28 protein-coding genes and 1 tRNA gene are annotated in these 24,438 nt (G+C 66.4%); 13 read left to right on the top strand and 16 right to left on the bottom strand.

The annotated features are described in order from the left end of the window. Positions 1-155 precede the first annotated feature (155 nt). Complete coding sequence (locus tag M8859_RS07285; protein WP_195069699.1) at positions 156-605, top strand: hypothetical protein; 450 nt, start codon at positions 156-158, stop codon at positions 603-605. A gap of 83 nt (positions 606-688) precedes the next feature. Here the strand turns inward: M8859_RS07285 and dcd are convergent, their stop codons facing one another. Next, positions 689-1,288: a dCTP deaminase gene (dcd, locus tag M8859_RS07280; protein WP_159922092.1), complete on the bottom strand. Its 600-nt coding sequence runs from the start codon at positions 1,286-1,288 to the stop codon at positions 689-691. Between the two features lie 112 nt (positions 1,289-1,400). On the opposite strand from dcd, the gene M8859_RS07275 reads away from it, so the two are divergent. Continuing rightward, positions 1,401-2,174 (top strand): SDR family NAD(P)-dependent oxidoreductase, encoded by a 774-nt coding sequence (locus M8859_RS07275; RefSeq protein WP_159922094.1) that lies wholly within the window; start codon positions 1,401-1,403, stop codon positions 2,172-2,174. A gap of 180 nt (positions 2,175-2,354) precedes the next feature. Continuing rightward, positions 2,355-3,041 carry a phosphatase PAP2 family protein gene (locus M8859_RS07270; protein WP_195069700.1) on the top strand — a complete coding sequence of 229 codons (687 nt, stop codon included), beginning with the start codon at positions 2,355-2,357 and terminating at the stop codon, positions 3,039-3,041. Between the two features lie 20 nt (positions 3,042-3,061). Here M8859_RS07270 and M8859_RS07265 read toward each other — a convergent pair whose 3' ends face one another. Together M8859_RS07265 and M8859_RS07260 are read right to left on the bottom strand one after the other, a co-directional pair. Next, on the bottom strand, positions 3,062-3,340 hold the full coding sequence (locus M8859_RS07265) for a hypothetical protein (protein ID WP_159922098.1): 279 nt from the start codon (positions 3,338-3,340) through the stop codon (positions 3,062-3,064). Between the two features lies 1 nt (position 3,341). Further along, on the bottom strand, positions 3,342-3,593 hold the full coding sequence (locus M8859_RS07260) for a hypothetical protein (protein WP_159922100.1): 252 nt from the start codon (positions 3,591-3,593) through the stop codon (positions 3,342-3,344). 761 nt (positions 3,594-4,354) lie between these two features. On the opposite strand from M8859_RS07260, the gene M8859_RS07255 reads away from it, so the two are divergent. The 3 genes from M8859_RS07255 (at position 4,355) to M8859_RS07245 (ending at position 5,618) form a co-directional block, all read left to right on the top strand. Continuing rightward, positions 4,355-5,239 (top strand): helix-turn-helix domain-containing protein, encoded by an 885-nt coding sequence (locus M8859_RS07255; RefSeq protein WP_195069701.1) that lies wholly within the window; start codon positions 4,355-4,357, stop codon positions 5,237-5,239. Beyond that, complete coding sequence (locus M8859_RS07250) at positions 5,236-5,442, top strand: DUF397 domain-containing protein (protein ID WP_159922104.1); 207 nt, start codon at positions 5,236-5,238, stop codon at positions 5,440-5,442. The genes M8859_RS07255 and M8859_RS07250 overlap by 4 nt, the downstream gene beginning before the upstream one ends. A gap of 102 nt (positions 5,443-5,544) precedes the next feature. Next, a tRNA-Gly gene (locus M8859_RS07245) sits at positions 5,545-5,618 on the top strand. Between the two features lie 263 nt (positions 5,619-5,881). Here the strand turns inward: M8859_RS07245 and M8859_RS07240 are convergent. The 9 genes from M8859_RS07240 to M8859_RS07200 form a co-directional block, all read right to left on the bottom strand. After that, entirely contained in the window at positions 5,882-6,316 is a 435-nt protein-coding gene (locus M8859_RS07240) for a cytotoxic translational repressor of toxin-antitoxin stability system (RefSeq protein WP_249644034.1), read from the bottom strand. Then, the gene (locus M8859_RS07235; protein WP_249644033.1) at positions 6,313-6,783 is read right to left on the bottom strand and encodes a RelB antitoxin-like protein; all 471 of its coding nucleotides are present in this window, start codon (positions 6,781-6,783) and stop codon (positions 6,313-6,315) included. The genes M8859_RS07240 and M8859_RS07235 overlap by 4 nt, the downstream gene beginning before the upstream one ends. Before the next feature lie 181 nt (positions 6,784-6,964). Further along, positions 6,965-8,074 carry a methyltransferase gene (locus M8859_RS07230; protein ID WP_249644032.1) on the bottom strand — a complete coding sequence of 370 codons (1,110 nt, stop codon included), beginning with the start codon at positions 8,072-8,074 and terminating at the stop codon, positions 6,965-6,967. A gap of 226 nt (positions 8,075-8,300) precedes the next feature. Beyond that, entirely contained in the window at positions 8,301-8,918 is a 618-nt protein-coding gene (locus M8859_RS07225; protein ID WP_159922112.1) for a uracil-DNA glycosylase family protein, read from the bottom strand. An 80-nt stretch (positions 8,919-8,998) separates the two neighbouring features. After that, complete coding sequence (locus tag M8859_RS07220) at positions 8,999-9,514, bottom strand: flavin reductase family protein (RefSeq protein WP_159922114.1); 516 nt, start codon at positions 9,512-9,514, stop codon at positions 8,999-9,001. Continuing rightward, entirely contained in the window at positions 9,507-10,022 is a 516-nt protein-coding gene (locus M8859_RS07215) for an NADPH-dependent FMN reductase (protein WP_159922116.1), read from the bottom strand. The genes M8859_RS07220 and M8859_RS07215 overlap by 8 nt, the downstream gene beginning before the upstream one ends. Positions 10,023-10,033: 11 nt before the next feature. Next, a complete protein-coding gene (locus M8859_RS07210; RefSeq protein ID WP_195069704.1) occupies positions 10,034-11,251 on the bottom strand; it encodes an SfnB family sulfur acquisition oxidoreductase in 1,218 nt (405 codons plus the stop codon). Then, positions 11,251-12,366: a dimethylsulfone monooxygenase SfnG gene (gene sfnG, locus M8859_RS07205; protein WP_249644031.1), complete on the bottom strand. Its 1,116-nt coding sequence runs from the start codon at positions 12,364-12,366 to the stop codon at positions 11,251-11,253. Before sfnG ends, M8859_RS07210 begins: the two co-directional genes overlap by 1 nt. A 126-nt stretch (positions 12,367-12,492) precedes the next feature. Next, positions 12,493-13,878 (bottom strand): styrene monooxygenase/indole monooxygenase family protein, encoded by a 1,386-nt coding sequence (locus tag M8859_RS07200; RefSeq protein ID WP_249644030.1) that lies wholly within the window; start codon positions 13,876-13,878, stop codon positions 12,493-12,495. A 98-nt stretch (positions 13,879-13,976) separates the two neighbouring features. On the opposite strand from M8859_RS07200, the gene msrC reads away from it, so the two are divergent. From msrC to M8859_RS07165, 7 genes are all read left to right on the top strand, one after another. Continuing rightward, the gene (gene msrC / locus M8859_RS07195) at positions 13,977-14,459 is read left to right on the top strand and encodes a free L-methionine (R)-S-oxide reductase MsrC (RefSeq protein WP_249644029.1); all 483 of its coding nucleotides are present in this window, start codon (positions 13,977-13,979) and stop codon (positions 14,457-14,459) included. 998 nt (positions 14,460-15,457) lie between these two features. After that, positions 15,458-16,252 (top strand): hypothetical protein, encoded by a 795-nt coding sequence (locus M8859_RS07190; protein ID WP_159922126.1) that lies wholly within the window; start codon positions 15,458-15,460, stop codon positions 16,250-16,252. A gap of 307 nt (positions 16,253-16,559) precedes the next feature. Then, on the top strand, positions 16,560-17,684 hold the full coding sequence (locus tag M8859_RS07185; protein ID WP_308221171.1) for a tyrosine-type recombinase/integrase: 1,125 nt from the start codon (positions 16,560-16,562) through the stop codon (positions 17,682-17,684). Between the two features lie 17 nt (positions 17,685-17,701). Next, the gene (locus M8859_RS07180) at positions 17,702-18,022 is read left to right on the top strand and encodes a helix-turn-helix domain-containing protein (protein WP_249644089.1); all 321 of its coding nucleotides are present in this window, start codon (positions 17,702-17,704) and stop codon (positions 18,020-18,022) included. A 101-nt stretch (positions 18,023-18,123) separates the two neighbouring features. Beyond that, positions 18,124-19,482: a hypothetical protein gene (locus M8859_RS07175; RefSeq protein WP_249644027.1), complete on the top strand. Its 1,359-nt coding sequence runs from the start codon at positions 18,124-18,126 to the stop codon at positions 19,480-19,482. Beyond that, complete coding sequence (locus M8859_RS07170; protein WP_249644026.1) at positions 19,482-20,165, top strand: hypothetical protein; 684 nt, start codon at positions 19,482-19,484, stop codon at positions 20,163-20,165. The genes M8859_RS07175 and M8859_RS07170 overlap by 1 nt, the downstream gene beginning before the upstream one ends. Positions 20,166-20,168: 3 nt before the next feature. Beyond that, the gene (locus M8859_RS07165; protein WP_249644025.1) at positions 20,169-20,639 is read left to right on the top strand and encodes a hypothetical protein; all 471 of its coding nucleotides are present in this window, start codon (positions 20,169-20,171) and stop codon (positions 20,637-20,639) included. 87 nt (positions 20,640-20,726) lie between these two features. On the opposite strand, the gene M8859_RS07160 is transcribed toward M8859_RS07165, so the two are convergent. The 4 genes from M8859_RS07160 to M8859_RS07150 form a co-directional block, all read right to left on the bottom strand. Further along, a complete protein-coding gene (locus tag M8859_RS07160; RefSeq protein ID WP_249644024.1) occupies positions 20,727-21,263 on the bottom strand; it encodes a hypothetical protein in 537 nt (178 codons plus the stop codon). Between the two features lie 97 nt (positions 21,264-21,360). Next, positions 21,361-21,651 (bottom strand): hypothetical protein, encoded by a 291-nt coding sequence (locus tag M8859_RS37925; RefSeq protein WP_504928413.1) that lies wholly within the window; start codon positions 21,649-21,651, stop codon positions 21,361-21,363. An 85-nt stretch (positions 21,652-21,736) separates the two neighbouring features. Beyond that, positions 21,737-23,167, bottom strand: coding sequence for an LLM class flavin-dependent oxidoreductase (locus M8859_RS07155; RefSeq protein ID WP_249644023.1), 1,431 nt, complete (start codon positions 23,165-23,167; stop codon positions 21,737-21,739). Beyond that, positions 23,164-24,387 (bottom strand): acyl-CoA dehydrogenase family protein, encoded by a 1,224-nt coding sequence (locus M8859_RS07150; RefSeq protein ID WP_159930601.1) that lies wholly within the window; start codon positions 24,385-24,387, stop codon positions 23,164-23,166. Before M8859_RS07150 ends, M8859_RS07155 begins: the two co-directional genes overlap by 4 nt. Positions 24,388-24,438 lie beyond the last annotated feature (51 nt).

Raw genomic sequence — 24,438 nt, 5'->3', positions numbered from 1 at the left:
GCCCCCTCCAGAGTACGAGCGGTTTGTGATCACTGCCACAAGTGAATTGCGCCTTCTATCAAAGGCAGTGGAAGGGCAGCGTAAGGCGGGTAGGCAGGCAATACCGAATCCAGCTGCGGGCCGGGACTATTGAGGCGGAAGGCAAGGAGTTCGCCGTGAATGTCGAGAAACTCAGGACCGTGGACGATTGGGTGGCGTTCTATCGGCACGAGTTCGGGTTGCCGGTCACCGAGCGTGGCGGTTTCGCCATGCTTCCGATCACCGGACGCGTCTGCGTAGTCCACCTGCCGACCGCGCGGGCCGAGAAGGTCCGCGTCGCACTGGAACAACAGGGAACGAGGGGTCCCATGTTGGCCAGGCAGATCCGATGGAGCTTCCTCGCCGAGCCCGACAGCCGACCGGGACCACAGGTGCTCGAGGTGCTCAATCGGCTGGATATCGGCCTGCCGGCCATCGGCAGTGCCGTGATGTTGCCGACCGGTCTCGGTCGCTGGACTCGGGAAGGGTGCTTCTGGGTCAGCCCGCCGAACCGCGGTGACACGCTTCCGCCGCTGTCCGCCATCCTCACTACGGCGCTCGCGGTGGGAGCGGGCGGCGGGGACTGATCACCTCCGCGATCAGCTCCCCGCTGCCACCCGCCGGGTCCGCTTCTCCTCACAGTCGACGAGGCGGACTCGGCGTGGGTCGGTCAGCGTGATTCGGCGGCCTCGATCGCCGCGGCCGCGATCGGGAAGTTGAGATAGGACCGCGACGGCGTCGGTCCGCGCTGGCCCTGATACTTCGAGCCCGCCACGGCACTGCCGTAGGGATGCTCGGCCGGACTGGTCAGCCTGATCAGGCACAACTGACCGATCTTCATGCCGGGCCACAGCGTGATCGGCAGGTTGGCCACGTTGGACAGCTCCAGCGTGATGTGCCCGCTGAACCCGGGATCGATGAAGCCCGCGGTGGAGTGGGTCAGCAGGCCGAGCCTGCCCAGGCTGGACTTGCCCTCCAACCGTCCGGCCAGGTCGTCCGGCAGCGTGCACACCTCGAGGGTGGAGCCGAGCACGAACTCGCCCGGATGCAGCACGAACGGCTCACCCTCGGTCGGCTCGACCAGAGTGGTGAGTTCATCCTGCCGCTGCGCGGGATCGATGTGGGTGTACCGGGTGTTGTTGAACACCCGGAACATCCGGTCCAGGCGCACGTCGATGCTCGACGGCTGGATCAGGTTCTCCAGCAGCGGCTCGACGCCGAGACGCCCAGCGGCGATCTCCGCACGGATGTCACGATCGGAAAGCAGCACGCGACGAGCGTAGCGCCTGTTCGCCGGGACTCCTCAGCCGCACAGTGATATGGAGAGAGCGGTATCCTCGCATCCACTCGGGGCGCGTCGCCCGCGATCGAAGGGATGGACCATGAGCGAGGGCCCGCTGTTCGACCTGACCGGCCACGTCGCCGTCGTCACCGGCGGCAATTCCGGCATCGGGCTCGGGTTCGCCCGCGGGCTCGCGCGAGCCGGAGCCGACATCTGTGTCGTCGGCCGCAACACCGAACGCAACGAGGCCGCCGCCGCGGAATTGAGTGCCTTCGGCGGGCGAGTGCTGGCCCTGCGCTGTGATGTCGGCGAGGAACAGCAGGTGATCGACACCTTCGGTCGCGCGGCCGCCGAACTCGGCCGGATCGACTCGTGCTTCGTGAACGCCGGGGTCATGCAGGGCTTCATCCCCTTCGTGGAGACCGATCTCGCGGAATTCCGCCGGGTCACCTCCATCAACCTCGACGCCGCGTTCGTCACCCTGCGCGAAGCGGCGAAGGTTCTGCTCGCCCAAGGCGAGGGCGGCAGCCTGGTCGCCACCGCGAGCCTCGCCGCCCGCCAGGGCGTTCCGCGCGGCCAGTCCTATGCCGCGAGCAAGGCGGGTTTGATCGCCATGGTCAACTCGATCGCGGTGGAACTGGCCAAGCACGGCATCCGCGCGAACTCGGTGCTGCCCGGGTGGGTCGAGACGCCGATGACCGAGGGCGCCTTCGCCTGGGACCGTTTCCGCGAACGCGTCGAGCCCAGGATTCCGGTGCGCCGCTGGGGTCAGCCCAGCGATTTCGAGTCCGTCGCCGTCTACCTCGCCAGCCCCGCCAGCGCCTACCACACCGGCGACACGCTCCTGATCGACGGCGGCTACAGCCTGTTCTGACGCATCCAGCGCTTCGGCGTCCGGTTCGCGCGAGGTGCCGGTCGACGGCGGTGCTCGCTACGGGATGACGAAGCCGCCCTGGGTTGTCATCCCAGGTGGGAAGCGCGCCGGGTTAACTTGCGGCGTCGGGCATGGGAACGTGGAGTTGTGACCTCCCCTCGCATTCGGAACGCTATCTGGGTGCTCACCGCGTTGCTGGTGGTGTGCGCCGCGGCTCTCACGGCAGGTGTGGTCGGGGACGGCGGCCCCGGCGGGATTGATCGCGGCATCGCCGACTGGGCCGTCGCACAGCGCAGCGACGCGCTGACTCCGGTGGCCGTGGTGGTCAGCGTGCTGGGCGGCACGCTCGCGATGACAGCGCTGGCCACCGCCACCTGCCTTGTGCTGTCCTGGCAGCGACGCTGGTCGTCGGCGGCGCTGGTCGCGGTCACCGGCCTCGGCGGCGGGTTACTGGTCCGCGGCGGCAAGCGCCTGACCGACCGCGACCGCCCGCCCGTCGAGGACCACCTGATCAGCGTCTCCAACCAGGCCTATCCCTCCGGGCACAGCATGGGCTCGTTCGTCGTGGTCGGCATCGTCCTAGTGGTCACGCTCCCCCGCCTGCGCGGCCACGCCCTGCGCGTCGGCGTCGCGGCCGCCGCCGCGCTTTTCGTTCTCGCGGTGGGAATGACCCGGATCTACCTCGGCGTCCACTGGACCACCGACGTCGTCGGCGGCTGGTGCATCGGCGCGCTGTGGCTCATCCTCTGCCTTACCGCCTACCGGTACCTGATCCGCGCCGACGACTCCGCCGAGCCGGCTCGCCACGACCTCGACGACATCCCCTCGGACAATGCCGGGATCTCGTCCGACCACCGACGGGCATAGCGAATCTGCCCACAGAGCAGTCATGCCTGCGACGCCTCGGTCCGCCGACGAACGATCGCGGCCTGTGCGATCGCTTTAGCGCGGCCGATGTCGCCGGTCGTCTCGGTGCACGCGCACACCAGCCGTCCAGAGTCGTCGCCGAGGGTGACGCGCAATGTGCCATCGGCCGCGATGACCCGGATGACGGCGCGGCCACCGGGAAACGGCTTGGTCAACCAATGCTCGGTGGCCGGACCGCTCAGCACCCACCCATGGGTGGCATCGATCGCGCGAATCCGCGACCATCCGGAGTGGTCCATATCAGCCCGCCATCGCCGTCGGCCGGTGCGGACCACGGAAGCGCTCGCCGTTCGAGACCGGCCGAGCGAATGCGCCGTCCGCTACCTGCGGACGCTCGGCGACGTCCGCCATGGCCGACCACGGAGCCCGACACCGTGCGCAGCCGGAATCCGAGTCTTCTCGGGCGAGCGGGCGGACCAGCAGCCTCGCGCCACCGAAGTAGCACGCCATTGTCCAAACGACGGCGACGATGGCCGCGATGCTCACGGCCATCAGTCTTCGCTCCTCATCGAGTGACTATCCGGCACGCAGCCACGCGCTCTGCGTCTCCCGTGCGCCTGATCGGCCCATGCGCGCACGGCAGCGATGACTACTTGCCCCGAAGGACGAAATGTGTTCCGAGGAGGCACTATCCAATGGCGGATCGCCCCAACCGACGCGGTGGGTGATGGAAGCGCGATGCACGCCCCCGTCCGCGCCACGTTGACATCCAGACGGAACATCTCGGCGAACAACTTCACGTCCCCCAGGTCGATGTCGGGGCGAATCAGGAAAGTCCATCGCCCGGACCGTGGGTGCCCGATGATCGGGCCGACGGCGCTCCCGCAGCTAGGCAGGTGAGCCTTGACCGCTTGACCGAGCCGCGTCGGCATCGCGACTCCCCACACGCTGCCCGCGCGAAGAATGATCCGCCCTAGTTCGGGTGGATCGATGACGACGGGTAGACCGCAAGTCCGCCGGTAGTACTGACAACGGGACAGCAGGGTGTCCCCGAACGCTCCTTCGTCCATCAGTAGACCTCTGCTCACTTCGAAGACGGGTGGAGTGCGCCGAGCCTCGTTGGCCGAGATGGAACGTGGAACCGAGGCGAGGAGTGGGGAGCAGAACAGCCTCCCCACCGGCGCAGAACTAGCAGACCACCGCGCTTATACCTGTGGCATGTCAGTTTGAAATTTTCATGATCTGCCCATAAAACGCCAGTAAAGCTCTCAATCAAGCAGTTAATATCTTTCAATCTGAAAGAAGGAGGAACGATGAGTGGAGAACGTACGCCCCCACCCCCGTCTCTGCCGAGGCGACGGTTCGGCAATCACATCCGCGACGCCCGGCACGCAGCGAACCTCAAGCAGCCGGATGTGGCCAAAGTGATGCGATGGAGTGTTCCGACTCAATCTCGGATCGAGCGTGGCTATCTCGGCACATTGAACGACCGAGACGTGCGAGACCTGTGTGCCGTCCTCGGTATCGGGGACGAAGAGGAAGTCGCGGCGCTGATCGGCATGCTCGAAGAGGCGACTGCGCAACCCAAGAAGTGGTGGCAGCAGCAGTACGGGGAAGTCATGCAAGAACGCTTCGACGTCTACGTGGGGCTCGAGTACGAAGCTCGCGCCATCGACATCTTCCGTTCCGAGCTCGTACCCGGATTGTTCCAGACCGCCGACTACGCACGGGCGCTGAACCACTTGTTCTTTCCACATGAATCCGAGGAACAACAAGCGCGCCGGATCGAGCTGAAGCTCAAGCGACAGGCAAGTCTGACCCGGAAGACCAAGCCTCTAGAAGCGACGATGGTTCTGGACGAAGCGATCTTGAGGAGGGTCGTCGGAAACGCGCGGATCATGGTGCCGCAGCTGCGGCACCTCGCCGACATGAGTACGCGAGACAACATCGACATCCGCGTGCTGCCGTTCAGTGCTGGATATCCCACGGGAACCGCAACAGGCGCGTTCTCGATACTTTCGTTCGAGCTCGACCCCTCTGTGGTGTACGTCGAGTCCTTCACAAGCAACATGTACCTTGAGGATGAGACGGACGTCGCGACGTACCAGACCGCGTCTACGATCATCCGCCGCTCCGCATTGGATGCGGCAGCGAGCAGGAGTCTGCTGCGACAGATGGCGAAGGAGTTTGCAAGGTGAGCGCCGATCTATCGGGGGCACAGTGGTTCAAAAGCAGCCACAGCGGAGGCCATGGCGATTGCGTCGAGGTCGCATTCTTCGGAGGGGGTGAGGTCGGCGTCCGCGACTCCAAAACCCCCGCTGGCCCGGCACTGGTGTTCACCCCCAGCGAGTGGGACGCCTTCACTGCTGGCGTCGCGGCGGGAGAATTGGACCGGCATTGACCGCCCAGACGGGCCTATCGACCCTGGTCACCGGTATCTAGCTGGACTTTTCCCACCCCGCGCGTAGCTTCTGCTACAGTCTCGATTGGCACATCTGCCTCTGCCGATGTAGTTCAATGGTAGAACTTCTGCTTCCCAAGCAGACAGCGCGGGTTCGATTCCCGTCATCGGCTCCACCACAAACCCGCTCTGGCCAGGGCGGGTTTTGTTTTGAGATGGGATGGTCAGCGCAGCGAACTCTCCTGTCCGAGCGTTGGGGCCGGGTGCGGGGCTGATGCTCTTTGGAGGGCTTGCCGGGGATCAACGGAGCCGGTTCGACGCCCTGCTTCGGGCACGAAAAAGCCGCTGCGATCCGATTCTGAGGTCGGGTCGTCAGCGGCGGTTTTCGAGTCTGTGTACCCGAGCTGGGGGTCTAGCTGCTCATGGCCGAAGTTGCTGGCTACTGCTCGGCCCAGAACTGGTTGAGCCGGGCCACCGCCTCAGCCTTGGTCATGTTCTCGATCTCCTCTGGCACGAGATGCACCAAACGCGTTAGTTTCTCGACAACACCGAGTGGGATGGGCTCCTTGTCCGGGATCGCGACCGTGGCCGATGCGCGTGCTGGCCGCTTCCGGTCGTTCACGCAGGCCCAGAACTGTTCCTCGCTGACCTCGAGCTGTTCTTTGAGGATCAGATTCCACATTCTGGCCCCATAGTCGGTGTTGTCCGCAGGCCGCGAGATGCGGGTGCGCAGGACGCGCCCGTCCGGGAGTGGCAGCTCCAACGTGATGTGGTGATCGACTGCGCCGCCTCTGGCGTTGCGGACGACCGTCCATTCATCGTTGGAGCAGAATGTCTCGTGGGCCTTCTTTGTGCCCGGAGGATACCGGGTCACTGCTCGGCCGCTATCAACCATTCTCTGAGTTGTTCATCGGTGGATAGTTCCACGAACTGCACGAAGTCGACGTTGCCGCGATGATTGATCGCAGCGTGGAGGTGATCCTGCCAGTCGCTGGCATATTCGCGCATGGCTTCGATGAGCGCATCGAGTGCGGCGTCCAGTTCGGGTTCTTCCACTGCCAGCGGAAGGCCTGGAAGGTAGGCGACCCAATTGCCGCTTTCGCGCACGACTTGCGGTTCGTGAGGACGAATGATGTGGGCCAAGAGGAACCGCAGTCGGCCTACTTCCACTAGCGCGGAGTCCTTGCCTTTGCGTGAGACGACAGCGACGTTTCCATTTTCGGCAGTGGTCAGCATCTGACTGAAATGTTCTCGAGCGTTGTGCATGGAGTCATACCGTGTGACTGACGTGATTCGTTCCATGGTCGCCATCGGTCCCTCTATCCCTTCCGGCACGGCCATATGTACATCGTGTACATCATGTACACGTCACAGGCGACACGCCAAATGTGACACGCGACACAACTAACTAGTCCCCTGGCCGCGAAGTCGCGCGCGCCACGCCCGCGTGCAAGAAACGGTCGACCGGCACTACGCCCGGTTGCAGACGTCGGGCCGAACCAGGACCCTTTTTTGCACCCACTCAACGAGGCGCCAGGCGGTAGAGGGACGTCACCTCCGCAGCTCGAGCGGTGTGCAGCGGTGAGGCCGGGTCGTGGGCTCGGCGGTGGGTGGGGCGCGTGTCCAGTCGGGCGATCACGCGGAGGTCGGCGGCGGTGACGCGGTCGAGTAGTTCGTCTCGGGTGCGTAGACCGAGGTGTTCGGGGAGGTCGGAGAGGATCAACCAGCCCTCCCCGCCGGGGCGTAGGTGGGCACGGAGGCCGGTGAGGAAAGCGTGCAGCATGGACGAGTTCTCGTCGTAGACGCCGGTTTCCAGAGCCGAGGTCGGCACGCCGGGGAGCCAGGGTGGGTTGCACACCACGAGGTCGGCCTTGCCGTCCGGGAAGAGCGCCGGGCCTCGCACGGCGACGGATGACAGGCCGATTCGGTCGAGATTGTCACGGGCGCAGGTCAGTGCCCGAACGTTGTTGTCGGTTGCGGTGATTCGCGTGCAGCCGCGGCGGGCCAGGACGGCGGCGAGAACGCCGGTGCCGGTGCCGAGGTCGTATGCGATGTCCGCCCGTGCGGGCAGTGGAGCGCCCGCGACAAGATCGATGTACTCACCGCGAACCGGGGAGAACACGCTGTAATGCGGATGGATGTGGTCGCCGAGGGCGGGCACGTACACGCCCTTCTCCCGCCACTGCGCCGCACCGAGCACGCCGAGCAGTTCGCTGAGCGCGACCACCATGTGCCCTTGCGGCGCGCCGTACGCCTCGATACAGGCGCGCCTCACGTCCGGGGCGCGGCGTAAAGCCAGCGAATAGTCTTCTTCCAGCAGCACGAGCAACTTGCCGAGAATTTGCGCGCGGCGACGACGCGACGCACGATACCGCCGGAACGATTCGGCGGGATCGTCGCTGGTCGGAAGCTTCCGCTCCACCCGCCGCCCCATCGCGCGCAACAGTTGCCGCGCATTGTGGAAATCACCGCGCCACAGCAGGCCGGTTCCCGCTCCGGCCATCCGGCAGGCGGCGTCGGCGGTCGTCCGATCGTCCGCCACCACGATCGACTCGGGTGACGAGGCGGCACTTTCGGAATGCCAGCGAGCGGTGCGGGATGTGTTGTCTTCGGTCCAGGAAATGGTGGACACCGAGTACTCCTCGTAATCGAACGTGCAAGGGCACGACGAGCACTTCGACGCGGCGTCGCGAAAAAAACCGTGCGGCTAGCGCACAGGAATCACTCGAGATTGATCTACACCCGCGCCGAAGTGCGCGGGTAATCGCCGAGAACCATGCCGAGCGTCACGACCAGGACCTTTCCGAAGGAGACATCCGAGTCTCCCACAGCGTCGAGAGCCGGAGGAATCCGCCTCGTCAGTCGGCGAGCAATCGTACGGCCGTGCGGATCGCCGCTTCGAAGCTGTCGCGGTTGCGCGAGTGGTTGATGCCGGGCGGGGACGGTGACGCGCCGTGTACCAGCTGAATGTCCGGACCGGTCAACGCCATCTTCATCCAGGCGTGCTGAGCGGGACGGCCGAGCAGGACGACCACGCGCAATTCGGGAAGCAACTCGAGCATTCGGCGCGTGTACGGCTCGGCCCGGCCGAGTTCGAAGCGCGAGGGAGTGTCACCCTTGATCGGAAACGGGCAGGCGTTCCAGGCGGTACAGCGTCTCCGGTCGAGACCGTACGCGGCGCAGGTGCGGAAGAAGTTCGCCGCTCCCGCGTCGTCGTTGTCCCAGCTGAGGAAACGCCTGTCGTGCAACTCGGGACTCGCGTCGCCCTCGGGCGCTTTCAGCACGAACAACAACTCTGCCGCGACGCCGCCGAACAGTGGATCGATGTATGGCAGATTATCCAGACCGGTATCCGCTTCTATGCGATCGACCAACTGGTTGAGCGCCCGAACGTGTGGCAGCTCGATCGCGGCGGCAGCCCGGTCGCGACGAATTCGCCGCTCACGCAATGCTCTCGGATGATCGGGGACTTCCATGGGCCACCTCGGAGGACCGCTGACAGCGCTACGAGAGTCACCCTACGCGCCGGCCATCCGGTATCGGACGATTCCGTCCGTCAGGCCGCCCCGTTCGCCGTTTCGGCGTGCAGCCGGCGGAAACGGCTGCCGTGGAAGACGAGGGGGTCGACGTCGGTGCGGGTGGCGATGCGGTGGATACGAAGGATGACGACGGCGTGGTCGCCCGCCGGGACGTGCGCCTCCTGGACGCCCTCGATCCAGGCGGAAGCGCCGTCGATGAACACGGCGTCGCCCGAGCCGCGGTGCAACCGGATATCGCGGAAGCGGTCGCCGTCACGGGTGCCGAGCGAGCGGGCGGCGGCCTGCTGATCGGTGCCCAGCAGGCTCAGGCCGAGATGACTCGCGGCGGCGAGCTTGGGCCAGGTGGCCGAGGAGTTCTGCACGCAGAACGAGACCAGCGGCGGGTCGAGCGAGACGGGAACGAACGTGCTCACCGCGAGACCGTGTGGCACGCCGTCGATTTCGGCGCAGACCGCGACGACGCCGCTGGGGAAGTTGGCGAACGCGCGACGCAGACCGGCTCCGTCTGCGGGGAATTCGAACAGGTCATGCATGATTCGCAGCCTTCGAGCTGTGGGCCAGTGCCTGGGCGACCGAACGCCACCGACCACTGTACCGGTCGATGACGCCGTCCTCGGCGAATGTGCGATCGGACAGGTAGAGCCCGGGCAGCGCCGCGGTGGCCCCGATCTCCACGAGCACGGGCTTCAGCAGCAGGTCGGGCGCCAGAGCGTGGGCCGGTCCGGCGCCGAGCATCAACGGCACCGCGAGCACGCCTTCGAGTCCCGTTCCGCCTTCGAATTGTTCGAGGAACAACTTCAGCAGACCGGTGTAAGTCGCCTTGAAGGTCGGGCTGGCGAAGACGACGAGTTCCGAGTCCGCCACGGTGCGCACCGCCTCGGCCACGGCAGGGTCACCCCAGCTGAGCAGACCCGGACCGAACTCCACCAAGTCGATCACGGTGGGCTCCGCCTCCGGCCGCAACCCCTTCGCGACCAGCGTGGCCGCGGTGAGCGTGCGCGAAGCCGGTTTCGGGTTGCCGACGACGACAGTGACAGTCATTGCGTCTCCTCTCAGATCACGCCGTGCAGTGGCGGTGGTGCGTCGTGCAGCACGGCACGGCCGATGTGCTGGTATTTCCAGCGCACCGGGTCGTGCAGGGTGTGCGTGCGCGCGTTGCGCCAGAAGTGATGCAGGTTCAGATCCGCCGCGGCGCTGCGCGTTCCGCCGACCTCGAACAACGCGGCGGACACGTCGTTGGCGGCGCGGTCGGCGAGCACTTTGGCGGTCGCGACGGCCAGCGACGCCTCGGCGACGCGATCGGCGCTCGGATCGGTCCTGGTGGCCGCGTCCACCGTCCATCCGGCCGAGGCGAGGGTCGCCTCCGCGGCGGTGACCGCGACGGACAACTCACCGAAGCGCTGGACCAACAGCGGGTCGTCGACCGCGTTCGCGACCCCCGCCTCGAACCATGGACGACTCTTCGTGCGCACGAACTCCGTCGCCGCCGTGAGCGCGCCCCGGGCGATGCCGGTGTCGATGGCGGCGTGCAGCAGCTGGGCGAACGCGCCGTAACCGGTGGGCGCGCGCACCGCACCGGCATGGGGGATCACTTGATCGCGGTCGACCACCACGTCGTCGAAGGACACCGTTCCGCTGCCGGTTGTGCGCTGCCCGATCCCGTTCCAGTCGTCCACGACGCGCACGCCGGACGTGTTCGCGGGCAGGTAGGCGATGTACTCGCCCGGCTCGAGGCCGCTGTGCCCCTGCGGATCGTCCAGCCGGGTCAGCACCGCGAACAGGTCGGCGAACAGCGATCCGGTGCAGTAGTACTTCACGCCGTCCACGCGGAAGCGATCGCCGACGGGTCGCAACGTGGTCGATATCTCGGCTACCGTCGCGCCACCGCGCTCGGACTGCGCGTTGGCGATGCGCCCACCGTCGAGCACACGTCCGAAATACCGCTTCTGTTGCTGGTCCGTTCCCGCGAGCCGGAGCAGATTCAGATACACGAAGTGACTGTGCGGAATCTGCGCGATGTTGGGATCGGACGTGGCGAGAATCCGCGTCACTTCCGCGACCGCGCTCGGCGGAAGATTCGCGCCGCCGTGTGCGGCGGGCACCGTGATCGCGAGCAAGCCGCTGGCCGCCAGCCGATCGACCTCCGCGTACGGCAGCGCGCGGTCGCGGTCGCGCTGCGCGGCCCCCGTTGCGAAGTCGGCCGCGAGCCGCTGCGCGACGGCGAACGCCTGTGCCGCCGAGAGAATGCGATCGGCGGCGACCGCGGTCATCAGCTCACCACCGCGACAGGTCGCTGCGCGGCTTCCAGCTCGCGCACCAGCGGGAGCACCTTCGCGCCGAAGTATTCGATCTCCTCCTGGAAGTGCAGGAAGCCGCCGAGGATCAAGTCGACGCCGAGCTGCTTGTAGGCGACGATCCGCTCGGCCACCTGCTCCGGCGTGCCGATCAGCTGGGTGCGGAAACCGTCGTTGTACTGCACCAGGTCTTCGAACGTGGAGTCGGCCCACATGCCCCTGCGGTCCTTGGTGGACGCGCCCGCCTGCTGCACCGCGTCCCGGAAGCCCTCCACCGCGGGCTTGTTCGCCTTCTCGATGATCTCGCGGAGCGTGTCGCGGGCCTCGGCCTCGGTATCGCGGGCGATGATGAAGCCGTTGAGGCCGAACTTCACCTCGCGGTCGTGGGCGCGGGCGACGCCGCGCAGGTCGTCGAGCTGTTCGGTGACGCCGTCGAAATCCTTGCCGTTGGAGAAGTACCAGTCGGCGTAGCGTCCGCCGTTGCGCCGGGCGGCCGTGGAGTTACCGCCTTGGAACAGTTCGGGATTCGGGCGCTCAGACGTGTTCAGCGGCTTGGGCTTCAGGGTGAAGTCCCGGATACGATAGAAGTCACCGCCGTAGTCCACGTTGTCCTCGGTCCAGATCTTGCGGATCACTTCGAGGAATTCCGCGCTGCGCCGGTAGCGCTCGTCGTGCTCGAGCCAGGGCTCGCCGAGCGCGGTGAACTCACCGGCGAACCAGCCGGAGACGACGTTGATGGCGAACCGGCCGCCCGACAGGTGGTCGGCGGTCGCGCCGAACTTGGCGAGCACGGCCGGGTGCCACAGCCCGGGATGCACGGCCGCGATGACCTTCAATCGTTCGGTGGCACCGAGCAGCGCGAGGCTGAACGAGGTCGACTCGTGCTGGAACTCCGCGCCGTAGGAGGCGGTGTAGCGCACCTGGGACAGCGCGTAGTCGAAGCCGTTGTTCTCCGCGGTCTGCGCGAGCTTCTTGTTGTAGTCGAAATCCCAGCTGGTGCGCTGTTCGATATCGCTGGTGACCAGTCCCCCGCTGACGTTGGGCACCCAGTAGGCGAACCGGATCTGTTCGGCGATCTGCTCCGTTGTCATAGCTGCTCCATGGTTTTCGGGGGTAGCCGTCGGATCGGAGGCCGGACGCCACGAATGCGTCCGGCGCTCCTTCCACTCCAGCACCGGCCCCCGATCGGGACGAGAGTTCGAATCCGTGCGATCGGATCAGGCGTCGGCGAGCGCGGGCGCGTAGCTCGACCTGGAGAACGTGCCCGCGGGTGCGAACCTGCCCAGCAGCTCGGCGGCGTCCACACCGGTGACCCGCGTGATGAACTCGTTGGCCGCTTCCGGCGAGTCGACGGGCAGGAACGGCTGCGGGCGATGCAGCAAGCCGACCAGCGCCGAGGCGAACGCCGGGTCGACGGCCGCCGCGGCGAAGAACGCGTTGCCGATGTCGGCCAGCTCGGGATCGCTGAGGAACAGCCTGGTCACTTTGTTGGCCGCGTCGGCGCGGGCGGCCAGGAACGCCGTGTACTGACCTGCGATCCACGCCTCGTCGAACGGTCCCTCGTACACGGCGGCGGCCGCGACCAGCCGCTGCGCCTGGATCAGTCCGCTCTGCGCGCCCTGCCCGGCGATCGGGTCGTAGGCGATGGCGGTGTCACCGAGCGCGGCGACCGCGTGCCCGCCGGCCGTGCGCCCCACACCGGACCGCACGACCGGACGCACCGCGCCCTTCAGCCACGAGTGCGGGTCCTCCGGAATGGTCCGGGTGGCCAGCACTTCCGGCAGATCCCAGTCGATGTAGTCGCGGTAGAGGTCCTGCACGATGCGGTGCGCCGATTCGGCGGAGTCCGCGGCGGCGAAACGCTTCTCCCAGTCGCTGCCGGGACGTGCCCAACCCAGGAACGCCCAGCTGGGGCCGACGTCCTTGTGCAGGTACGGACCCCACCACCCTTCGCCCTGCTCGACGAGGATGGAGAAGCCGCTGTGCGCGCCGCCTGCGACGCTGCGATGGGCGAAAACGCTCTCGTCGTGACCGATGCCGGTCACCGTGACGGTGAGCAGCGAGCGCTGCGGGGCGTCGTAAGGGGTGCGCTGCGCGTCGACGGGGAATAGGTCCGACAGACCGCCACGCCCGGTCGCGACCAAGGTGAGTTCGTTGGCCGCGGCGATGCCGTCGAGCGTCTCCGGCGTCACCTGCTCGACCAGGAACCGGCCGCCGCGCTCGAGAAACGCGGTGAGCCGCTCGTCGGACTTGAGCCGGGTGTCGACCGCGACGCCGACGTATCCGTCGAAATGGCCGTCGAACTGGATCAATTCGGCGCGTTCGGGTCCCGCGATGCGCACGCTCAGGCCGGTGTGGCGGGGCGCCCGCGCGGTGTAGCTGTCCAATCCGAGGGCGGCCTCGGCTTGCTGGGTCTCGCCGAATTCCAGCGCGGTGCCGGTGGCGGGCACGCCGTCACGCAAGGCTCGCTGATCACGCTCGCTGTAGAGGGTGACGTCGAAACCGGCGTCGAGAAGTCCTAGCGCCGCAGTGACGCCGGTCTGTCCGGCGCCGATAACCGCGGCCGAACGAGTGGAACGGGATACGGATTGCTGCGATGTCATGCAGGGATGATGCTGTGCCCGCACGGCGTTGCGAGAGTGTTGCGATCACCGAGAATCAATGGGCAGACAGCGCTTTCCGAGCGCGTACCATTCGGGCCATGTCGTTCGTCGTCGCCGAATTGACCGGAGACCGCACCGAGCAGTACCGTCGGCTCGCCGCGCAGGCCGAAGCGCTGGTCGAGGGCGAAACGGATCGTATCGCCAACGCCGCCAACCTCTCCGCGCTGGTGTTCCATGCGCTGCCCGATGTGAATTGGGTGGGTTTCTATTTCTACGACGGACGCGAACTGGTCGTCGGCCCGTTTCAGGGCAAGCCCGCGTGCGTACGCATCGCGCTCGGAAAAGGCGTGTGCGGCACTGCGGCGCAGACCGGACAGACTCAGTTGGTGCCGGATGTGCACGCGTTCGACGGCCATATCGCCTGTGATGCCGACACGCGTTCGGAAATAGTGGTGCCCTTGGTGCGGGACGGAGCACTCGTCGGGGTGCTCGACCTCGACAGTCCGCGCCCCGGGCGTTTCGACGAAGTCGATCGTGCGGGATTGGAAGCGGTAGCCGAAATATTCCTCGCCGCGATCTGATCGCCTCGCGGGCAAAGACCCGCCGGGCGCCGCCGCGCTGGGCTCCCGGCGCCGCCCGACTACGTTACGGAAGCACGTCGGTCGCATCGGCGGGACCACCTCGCGGCGGCACCGCGGGCACCGGTAGTCGTACTGCGTGCCGTAGCGCACTGCCCCGGACAACGGCACCCCGGTCTTCCACGACCAGACCGCCTCGACGTCGTCGTGCGAGGGGATCCTCGCCTGGGCGCGGGATGTGTGCGGGGGTCGCCGTAGTATCGGCCGAGAATCGGGCGGATATGGCTTGGCGGGCTGGTAGAGAACGTTTTCGTGTTCGGGGTCGGGTGGGTTGGGTTGGTGCTTGGGCTCGGCTGCCGATGAGGGTTTGGTTCGGCTTCTGGTAACGCGCCATCGCTGCTGGTCGGACCCTTGTCGTTGTTTTCCGCGCGAGTACTACCAGGACCCTTTACCGGCTCTCGAGGTGGGGTCGTACAGGGTTTAGCGGTCGGATAGCATGCTTCGAGGGCATGCAACGGAAGGTCACCGCAAAGGTTCGATTCATGTGGGCCAGACACCTGCTTCGCGAGGGCGCCCAGCGGATCGGTCGAAGTTTCGGAAGGTTCACCCAGGGACACAAATCCTTCTCCGATGACATGACCGGGGAACTTCGCTCGGGGCTCGACGAACTCGAGGCAAAGGACGCACAAGGCGGCGATCGGGTCGCTCGGTCGATGGGAGATACGGCCGGGTCCGAAGGGGGGCCGGGGAAACCCGAGACCCCGACGGTCGTCCGTCGTGTCTGCCCGGCCCCTCCTGACGAGCGAACTCTCGCGACGGCCAGGCAGGACTTGGACCGCAAACTACGCGAGCGGTTCGGAGACCGCGGCCCCACAGAGTTCGAGCTGGAGGACTTACGGGACGAGCCCTGGTCACGACTCGAGCAGTACGCTCACATTCATCGGAATATGGAGCAGTTGGCGTCCTCGCTCGGTCGAAGTCTCGACGATGTGCGGACGCAGATGAGAAACGAGTTGCGAACCGCCCTCGAAGGCCAACCGGTGGTGATCCGAGTGCCGACCGAGCGGGACTTGATCTCCATACTCGGTGAGGGCCATTACAAGCCGGTCTGGAACGACAGATGGCGCGAACACGACGAAAGCCAGTGGTTCGGCCGGGAATTCGTAGCCGGACGCTCCCCCGTCTACGGTTCTGTCGCCGTCGGGGGCGTGCGTCCTGCCGGACCTCTCCTGGATGGCTTAGGACCGGATTTCTTGACCAGGGAGTACGGCCGTTACCAGCTCTACCTGACGCCTGACGTTCGTGAACGCACCGCCTTCGTTGTCGGTGACTCGGGCGTACACAAGCCATACGCAATTCCGTCCCCGCTCACCGATCCCCTCGAATGGTCCTATCACGCCCGAGCGCGGTCTGCCGATCCCGTGCTGAGCGGCGTCGGCCGCGACTACGACGGTCAGCCGTTCAGATCGAGGCAGCATGTCGAAGCGCAGATCCTCGGCGACGTCACGACGCCGGATTTCGATCTTGTGGTGCTACCCGAAGCACCCGGCCCGCAGTTGCGCGCCGCCCTGCAAGGCTCGGGCGTCGATTGGCGGGTGGTGACCAATGAGACCATCGCCCGTGAAGGCACCCCGCTCGAACGAGCTTCGGCGATCCGACGGACCGCCGAAGACTTGCAATGGGCGCAAGAAGGAACCAACTCCGCCGTGTCCGAGGGCTCCAGGAACGCTTATTCGAGTCTGGAACAGACCCTCCGTGCGGATCTCGACCGGTTGCTGGCAGCACGTACAACATGAGCACAGCAACCCCCAGCTACAAAGGGTCGCGGTAGTAATCGCCGAAAAACAACATATGCTCGTTCTCCCTGGTCAGTGCGACCGCAAATACACGCCTAGGGGGTATACGTTGGCACACCCTTTGCACCATGCCTCCTAACCGGGACTATCGACTAAAAGGTGACCGTCTGGCGGCAGTGCTGGTGGACTATCGCTGATCGTATGCGCGACACGATTCCGATGACCTGGTGGTCCTTGACTTCGTCGCGAACCCGGCTACTTTGAGGCGACATTGTCGCTTTTCCGTTGACGGTCGGGAGCGGGTTTGTTGAACAAGATCCCTGGTGCTGCGGGGCTGGTTCTGGTCAAGGATGTGCGGCATCTCGATGAGCCCGCAGCGGTGTTCGACGGCATGCTGGCGGGTTGGACGAAGCAACAGGCTGCGCGGATGCTGTCGCAGTCGACGATCGATCCGCGCATCAAGTTGGTGCGCCGCTTCGTGGAGTTCACCGGTTCCTACCCGTGGGCGTGGACGCCGGCGGACGTGGAGGACTTCACGGTGTCGTTGACCTCGGAGACGGGTGGACGGTTGGCGGTGTCCACGATCCGCGGCTATCACCTGACGTTGCGGATGTTCTGCGACTATCTGACCGATGCTCGCTATGAGTGGGTTCGCCAGTGTCGGGACCGGTTCGGGCAGGTGCCGGTTCAGGTCTGCCACGAGTGGAACACCGTGGTCCATCTGACCGACTATGAAGGCCGGCCAGGGCGACGACCGTTGTCCTACAGCGAGTTGCAGCAGTTGTTCGACTTCCTCGATGACCGGGTGGAACGGATCGCCGGGTCAGGGCGCAAGGGGGCGCTGGCCGCGTTGCGTGATGCTCAGATGGTCAAAACCGCGTATGCCTATGGGCTGCGCCGCAACGAGTTGTGCCGGTTGGATGTGGTGGATCTGCGGCCGAATCCGCACGTGCCCGAGTGGGGCACCTACGGGTCGGTGCATGTGCGCTACGGCAAGTCCACACGTGGTGGTGTCCCGCGTCGGCGGACCGTGCTGACGGTGCCGGAGTTCGATTGGGTGGTGGCCGGGATGCGGCAGTGGGTCGAGCACGCGCGGCCGATCTTCGCGGCCGGGGATCATCCGGCGTTGTGGCTGACCGAACGCCTGACCCGGGTTGATGCCCATTTCCTGGAGAGACGGTTCGCCCGGATCCGCGGTGAGGCCGGTCTCGAGTCCGATCTGACACTGCACTGTCTGCGCCATTCCTACGTGACGCACTTGATCGAGTTCGGGTATCCGGAACGGTTCGTGCAGGAGCAGGTGGGCCACCATTTCGCGTCCACGACCGCGATCTACGCCTCGGTGAGCAGCGACTTCAAGAACAAGACGCTACGTTCGGCGCTGAGCAGGGTCTACGCACCGGAACACGGCACGGGGAAGGAGGACTGGTGACTGGTCGACGCCTCGTCATGCGCTGGCATCTTCGTCAGATGATGGCCACCCGCGGCATGTTCCAGACCAGTGAACTGGTCCCGCTGCTGGCCGAACGCGGGGTGAATCTGAGCCGCCAGTACGTGCACCGCCTGGTCACGACAGCGCCGCAGCGGATCAACACCGATCTGCTGGCAGCGTTGTGCGACATCCTCGACTGCGAACCCAACGATCTGCTCGAACCCGCCGTCGAGTACGACGAAGTCGTCGCCACCGGCACCGACGGCGCCGCCGAGGAGGGCTTGGAAATCGGTGCCTTGCGGCCGATTCGGGCAACTGTGCGCCGGCCGCAGCCCTGATGGGGCGGCGGCCCGTGCCGCCGAGGGTCTGCCCGCAGTGCGGGCGGTCGGCGAAACACACGCGCGTGTTCCTCGAACAGCGGATCTGCGAAGCGTGCTGGATGCGACGACGGCGGGCGGTGCAGGTCTGCCCGGGATGTGGTGAACAGAAAGTCCTGGCCTTCTACGACGAGCAACGTCGGCCAGCCTGCACAGCCTGCACCGGCAACACCTCCTCGTTCGCCTGCCGCGACTGCGGCCGCGAGGACAACGTCTTCGGCGCCTGCTGCGCAACCTGCACCCTGCGTCACCGCCTCACCGACCTGCTGTCGGACGACACCGGCCAAGTCCACCCCCTCCTGCGGCCTGTCTACGACACACTGCTCACCGGGCCCCGGGCCCAGACCACGCTGTATTGGTTGACGCGGCGCTCCTCGCGCCCGGACATTCTGGCTCTGATGGCGCGCGGCGAAATGGCCATCAGTCACGCCGCTTTCGATGATCTGCCCTGCGACCGGAACGTGAACTACATCCGCGACCTCCTCGCCGCGACGGGTGTTCTGCCGCACTATCAGCCGCTGGTCGCGCGGATTCCGTCGTGGCTGGGTGACCTCCTCGCCGCGCACCCCAAGCCTCGCGCAGACCTGGTCCACCGCTTCGCCCGATGGCACGTTCTGCGCCGACTACACCTACTCGGCGACCGAGTCACCCGCTCCGCCGCTCTGAGCGGCCGGGCAGCGGTCCTGTCCGCGATCGGGTTCCTCACCTGGCTCGACGACCGAGAAATCGCACTGCCTCACCTCACGCAGGCGGAGTTGGACGGCTACCTGGTCGAGCATCCCGGCCATGCCGGCATGCTCGCGCCGTTCATCGAATGGGCCGGCAAGACCGGCGTGACGTCTGGCCTGAAGATACCGAAGCCCCCGACGTCGCTGCCGGAGGTCGTGCTGTCCGACGAGCAGCGGTGGGATCACGTCGAAACCCTGCTCCACGACGACACGATCCACCTCTACGCCCGCATCGGCGGCCTGTTCATGCTGCTGTTCGCCCAGCCGGTCTCCCGCATCTGCCGCATGCGCGCACACCAGATCACCACCCACCCCGACGCTGTGACCGTCACGTTCGACACCGAACCCATCGAGCTTCCCGACCCCCTGGACCGGCTCGTCCGTGACCACCTCACCCGCCCCGGATGGGCCTCCTACGTCAGTCGCCCCGACCAATGGCTGTTCCCCGGCGGGGTTCCCGGCAAGCACCTCACGACCGAGAGCATGCGGTCGCGGCTGGTCGCCCGCGGCATCCACCCCTCCCACGCCCGCAAGGCAGCCATGTTCCAGCTCGCCGCCGTGATGCCCGTTCCCGTCCTCGCCGACCTACTCGGACTGGCCCCACAAACCGCCGTCCGATGGGCAGCACTCTCCGCCCGAGACTGGGGCCAATACACCGCGATCCGGCACGATGGTGTTGCGGCTGTGCGGTAATGCGGCAGAAGATCGTTCTGTTCGATGCTCTCCCGCTCGGTCAGCAACATATCGAGCAGGCCGAAGATGACCTCGAGAACGCAGGTCCTGTCCCGGGGTGTGAGAGAAGGTCGCGGGTGGCGGCGTGGGTCGCCTCGGTTCCATCCGAGCTGCCGTTGATACCGTTCGCTATGCCGATCCCATGGCAAGCAGCCGCCGAATCGTTTGAGCAGTTCCTGGGCAAGCATGGCGTCGGCCCGGCTGCGGTAACCGATGTCGAGGCGGCATGGCGTGCGTTCGTCGAGTTCTCGCAGACGGAGATCGACGGGATCGCGCCGGACGACAGTGATGGATTCATCGTTCAATGGGGTCGGCATTCCTGGGACAACAACCGTCTCAGCCTGACGCTGACCAGACAACTTGCTGTGGTCGACCCCGGCGAGCAGATCGAGGCCGATGATCCCGACTGGCAGCACCTGTGGCAAGTCGAGCTGACGATGGTTTTCGACGACGAGCCGGCACTGCTCGCCCACGAGCCTGGTCTGGACGCCCCCGATACGGGGTTCAGGTTCGAGCCGATCGGCCCGCTACGAGCAGCGGCGCTAGCCGAAGTGCGTGCCCAGGCGCAGCGGCAGGCACTCGTCGAGGCCATGTGGACCGCGACTCCGGTGCATAGTGAGCTGACGTTCGAATGCGTGTGCTGAGAGATGCCTCCCAGTCTTGACGTCTACGTCCGGGTCCATCCCAGTGACCGCGCCGCCGTGCTCTCACGCTTCATCAACCGCTACGTCGACACCGAAAACCCGCAAGAGCCTCGTTTCGACGCCTTCGTCCGAACATTCATCGCAGGTGAACCGGCTCCCGGCGACCTGGACGCTCTGGCGGAACTGCGCCGAGATCCCTGCGCGAAGAGAGCATTCTCCCTCTACCTGCAAGCCAACGATTACTACCAGGCCATCATCACCCTCACCGAGGAAAACGATCTCGTCCTCGGCCTGAGCATGGACGACCCGGACAACGACCCCGCGACACTGCCCCAGGCTTCAGCGCTGATGGCAGCGCTGGCGCAGGAGTTCGGCGCGACGAGCGGCGTTGCGGGCGTGGAACTACCACCACCTCAAAGTATCTCGGAGTGGGCGGACGACGCGCTCGTGATGCTGCGATACGAAATCGATTGAGCATCCCCTGATGGAGTGTGATGTTTGCGGTCCCGCATTTCGACACCGCTGTTGGAGTGGTGGTGGCGCAGTGTCCTCGCTCAGGCTTCAGCCCGACCACCAAGCACGGGACAAGTTGATCGACCACACATCGCCCACTCTGCGCTCGACAGGATCCTCCGCATCCACATCGGCACTTCCGTAAGGATCAGCGTCGGCGACAACGAAGACCCTCGCACCGGACTCGAGGACCCTGTATCGGTGAATGTCGGTGGTCGTCGCGTCGTTGTCCGGTTCGATGCGGTAGCCCAGCCCGGTGATCAGAGCAGCCAACTCGTCGAACCCCACCCGAGTCGCGAACTCGCCGTACTCGGTTCGGAGGAACATTGGCACGGTGGATACCTCACCCCAGATCAGACGGTGCGCCTGCACGCTGATGCCGAAGCAGGACCATTCACCCTTGTCCTCCTCGAACGAAAGCTCCACAAGGCCGTAGTCCCGGCGCATGCGGGCCTGCACCCTGTCATCGATATAGTCCGACCCCAGCTTCGCTTCCCACTCCGCAGGACTGGTGCCGATGCCGGCCCCCAACACTTCGCCACACGTGGCGAAGTGGACATAGAAACCCAGGTCGGACAACGACACCCTTCTCCCTTGCCTTCCTCAGGGTCTGCGCCTCGTGCCCGGCCGCGGACATCGCCACCGCAGACTCCCACCAACCTGCCCACCGCCACCGAGACAGTCAAACCCAGCCGATAGACCAAGGTTGGAATACTCCCCCTCCACCAACACAACTTTCGTCGCCGTGTTGGTAGCCGTAACCGTCCGGGTACCGCTGCGACGGCTCAGGTGCGGGAGCCCAGCGCAGCCCGTGGGCTTCGACGAAGTCGTTGACCGGGGCCAGCTGGCCGAGAGAGGTCGCCAGTTCTGGAAGCCGACCTTCATAGATCTCGGCGGCTGTCGATGCCGGGCCGAAGACCCGCTCGGCCTGACGCTCCGGTGACCGGTCCGGTACAGGGGCTCTTACGTGCACGCGCTGAGCCACATCGCCGAAACCCGCCTCGGCGCCGACCGCCGCGCCGGAATCACCGCAGCCGCGCCACGACTCGCCCCCGGTGTCACCGACGCCGACGCGCTGCTCCCGGCCGCGACACCGCGTCCGGCAAGGCGGTCGATCCGGAACCTCCCAACCGGTAACTCGCGCCACGATGGTCCGTGGGTAACCGGTCGCCCGCGCCGAACAGGGCGTTGCGCAGCGTGCCGGGCACGTACTCCTCCGCGTACGCGCCACGGGCGGTCAACACCGGAACCACGTGCCGGACGATGTCTTCGAAGGATCCCGGCGTGATCGCGTAGGCGAGGTTGAATCCGTCCAGATCGGTCTCGGCCGCCCATTCCTGGAGCAGGTCGGCGACCGTCTCCCCGGAACCGACGAACACCGGACCCATACCGCCGATGCCTGCCCACTTGCCGATATCGCGGACCGTCCACTCCCGCCCGTCGTCGTCGAATTCCTGGAACGCCGCGACCGCCGACTGGATCGCGTTGCTCTGCACCTCGCCGATCGGGTCGTCGAGGTCGTAGCGGGAAAGATCGATGCCCATCCATCCGGACATGAACACCAGACCGCCCTCGACGCTGGCGTAGGACAGGTACTCCTCGTGCTTGCGCCGCGCCGCCTCGTCGGTCGCGTCGGTGATGATCGTCGCGAGCGCGTAGACACGCGCCGAGTCACGCGCGCGGCCCGCCGCTTCCAGCGCGTTCCTGATCCGGGATACCGTCTGCGCGAGCACGCGTTTCGACGGGCCGGCGATGAAGATGGCCTCGGCGTTCTCGGCCGCGAACTGTACCCCGCGCGGCGACGCTCCCGCTTGATAGATCACCGGCGTGCGTTGCGGCGACGGTTCCGAGAGGTGGATGCCGGGCACGGTGAAGTGCGTGCCGCGATGGCCGATGTGGTGCACCTTGGCCGGATCCACGTAGATGCCCGCCGCCCCGTCGCGGACCACCGCGTCGTCCTCCCACGAGCCTTCCCACAACTTGTACAGCACCTCGAGGTACTCGTCGGCCTGGTCGTAGCGCTCGTCGTGGTCGAGCTGGTCGGCGGCGCCGAAATTACGCGCCGCCGAGGGCAGGTAACCGGTCACCACATTCCAGCCGAGCCTGCCGTCGGTGAGATGGTCCAGGGTGGAAAGCCGTCGCGCGAACGGGTACGGGTGCTCGAATCCGGTGCCGGTGGTGATGCCGAACCCGATATGCTCGGTCACCGCGGCCATGGCCGAGACCAGCAGCAACGGGTCGGCCACCGGAATCTGCGCCCCCTGGCGCAGCGCGGCGGCGTCGTCGCCGCCGTAGACGTCGTAGGTGCCGAGGACGTCGGCGATGAAGATGCCGTCGAAGCGCCCCCGTTCCAGCAGCCGCGCCAGCTCGGTCCAGTAGCCCAGCTCCTTGTAGCGGTGCGACTGGTCATCCGGGTGCCGCCACAGCCCGGGTGACTGATGGGCGACACAATTCATGTCGAAGGCGTTGAAGCGGATCCGGCGGGTCACTGCGCGGCTCCCCTGGCGGGCGTGCGCTCGCCCGCGCTCCAGGCGAACGGCAGATCGACGCCGTTGAGCAGGTGATCGCCGACCGCCCGCGCCTTCTGGATCGCCGGATTGTGCACCGAGATGGTGCGAGCGTTGCGCCAGTGCCGATCCAACCGCAGCCGTTCGGAGACCACCGAAGCGCCACCCACTTCGAACAGCAGCGAGGTGGCGGGCAGCACCAGGTCGATGACCGCGAGCTGGGCTTGCGCCGCGGCGAGTTCGGCCGCCACCACGGCACCGTCGTCGTCCGCGCCGCCGGCCAGCACCTCGTCGAGCACATCGGCGACGGCCAGCACACTGGCTTCGGCGGCGAACGCGGCCGCCGACAGCCGCCCGATCACCTGCTGCACCAGCGGATCGTGCCGGGGCAGATCGGCCGCGGAGTGCGTGTAGCCGCGAGTGCGCGCCGCGACCCATTCCCGGACGTCGCGCTCGGCGCGCTTGGCGATGCCTGCGAGCACCGCGAGTTGCACCAGTTGCAGGTAGGAGGTGGCGTAGGTCGGGCCGGGCGCGCCGTAGCCCGGACCCAGGATGCGGTCCTCGGTGACCACCACGTCGGTGAATTCCGTGGTGCCGCTGGCCGTCAGCCGCTGCCCGAAGCCGTCCCAATCGTCGTGCCGGCGTACACCTTCGGCGTGCGCGTCCACCAGCACCCCGACGCGCTCACCGTCGCGGTCGGCGGCCGCCAAGATGTAGTCCGCGTACAGCGATCCCGTGCTGTAGTACTTCACACCGTTGAGCAGCCACCGTTCCCCGTCCTGGGTCAGTGTGGTGCGGTAGCGGTCCACCGCGCCGACGCCCGCTTCGGTGATCGCGTTGCCCACCAGCGTGCCGTCGGACACCGCGCGCAACCAGCGCTCCCGCTCGGCCCCCTGGCCCGACAGCAACTGGTCCTCGACGAACGAGAAGTGGACCCGCAGCGCCTGCGGCAGGTTCGATTCGGCGGCGGCGAGTTCTACGAGCAACCGGAACAGCTGCCGGACGGTGACGCCGTACCCGCCGAACTCGACCGGAACGCGCAGCGCGCCGAACTTCGCCGCGCGCAGCAGGCCCACCTCGTCATAGGGCAGGGTTCGATCGATCTCGCGCGCCACGGCGCCCTGGGCGATGCGGTCGAATATCGGTCCGAAGATCGCATCCAGTTCGGCGTCGGTGGTGGATTGGGCCTCGGTGGTCGTCATCAGCCCACCATCGCGCACCCCGGCCGGGTGCTCACGAGTTGCGCGCAGCGC

The organism is Nocardia sputi (assembly GCF_023501985.1).
Note: the sequence above shows the minus strand (reverse complement) of the source record. Positions and strands in the feature narration are given on the sequence as shown.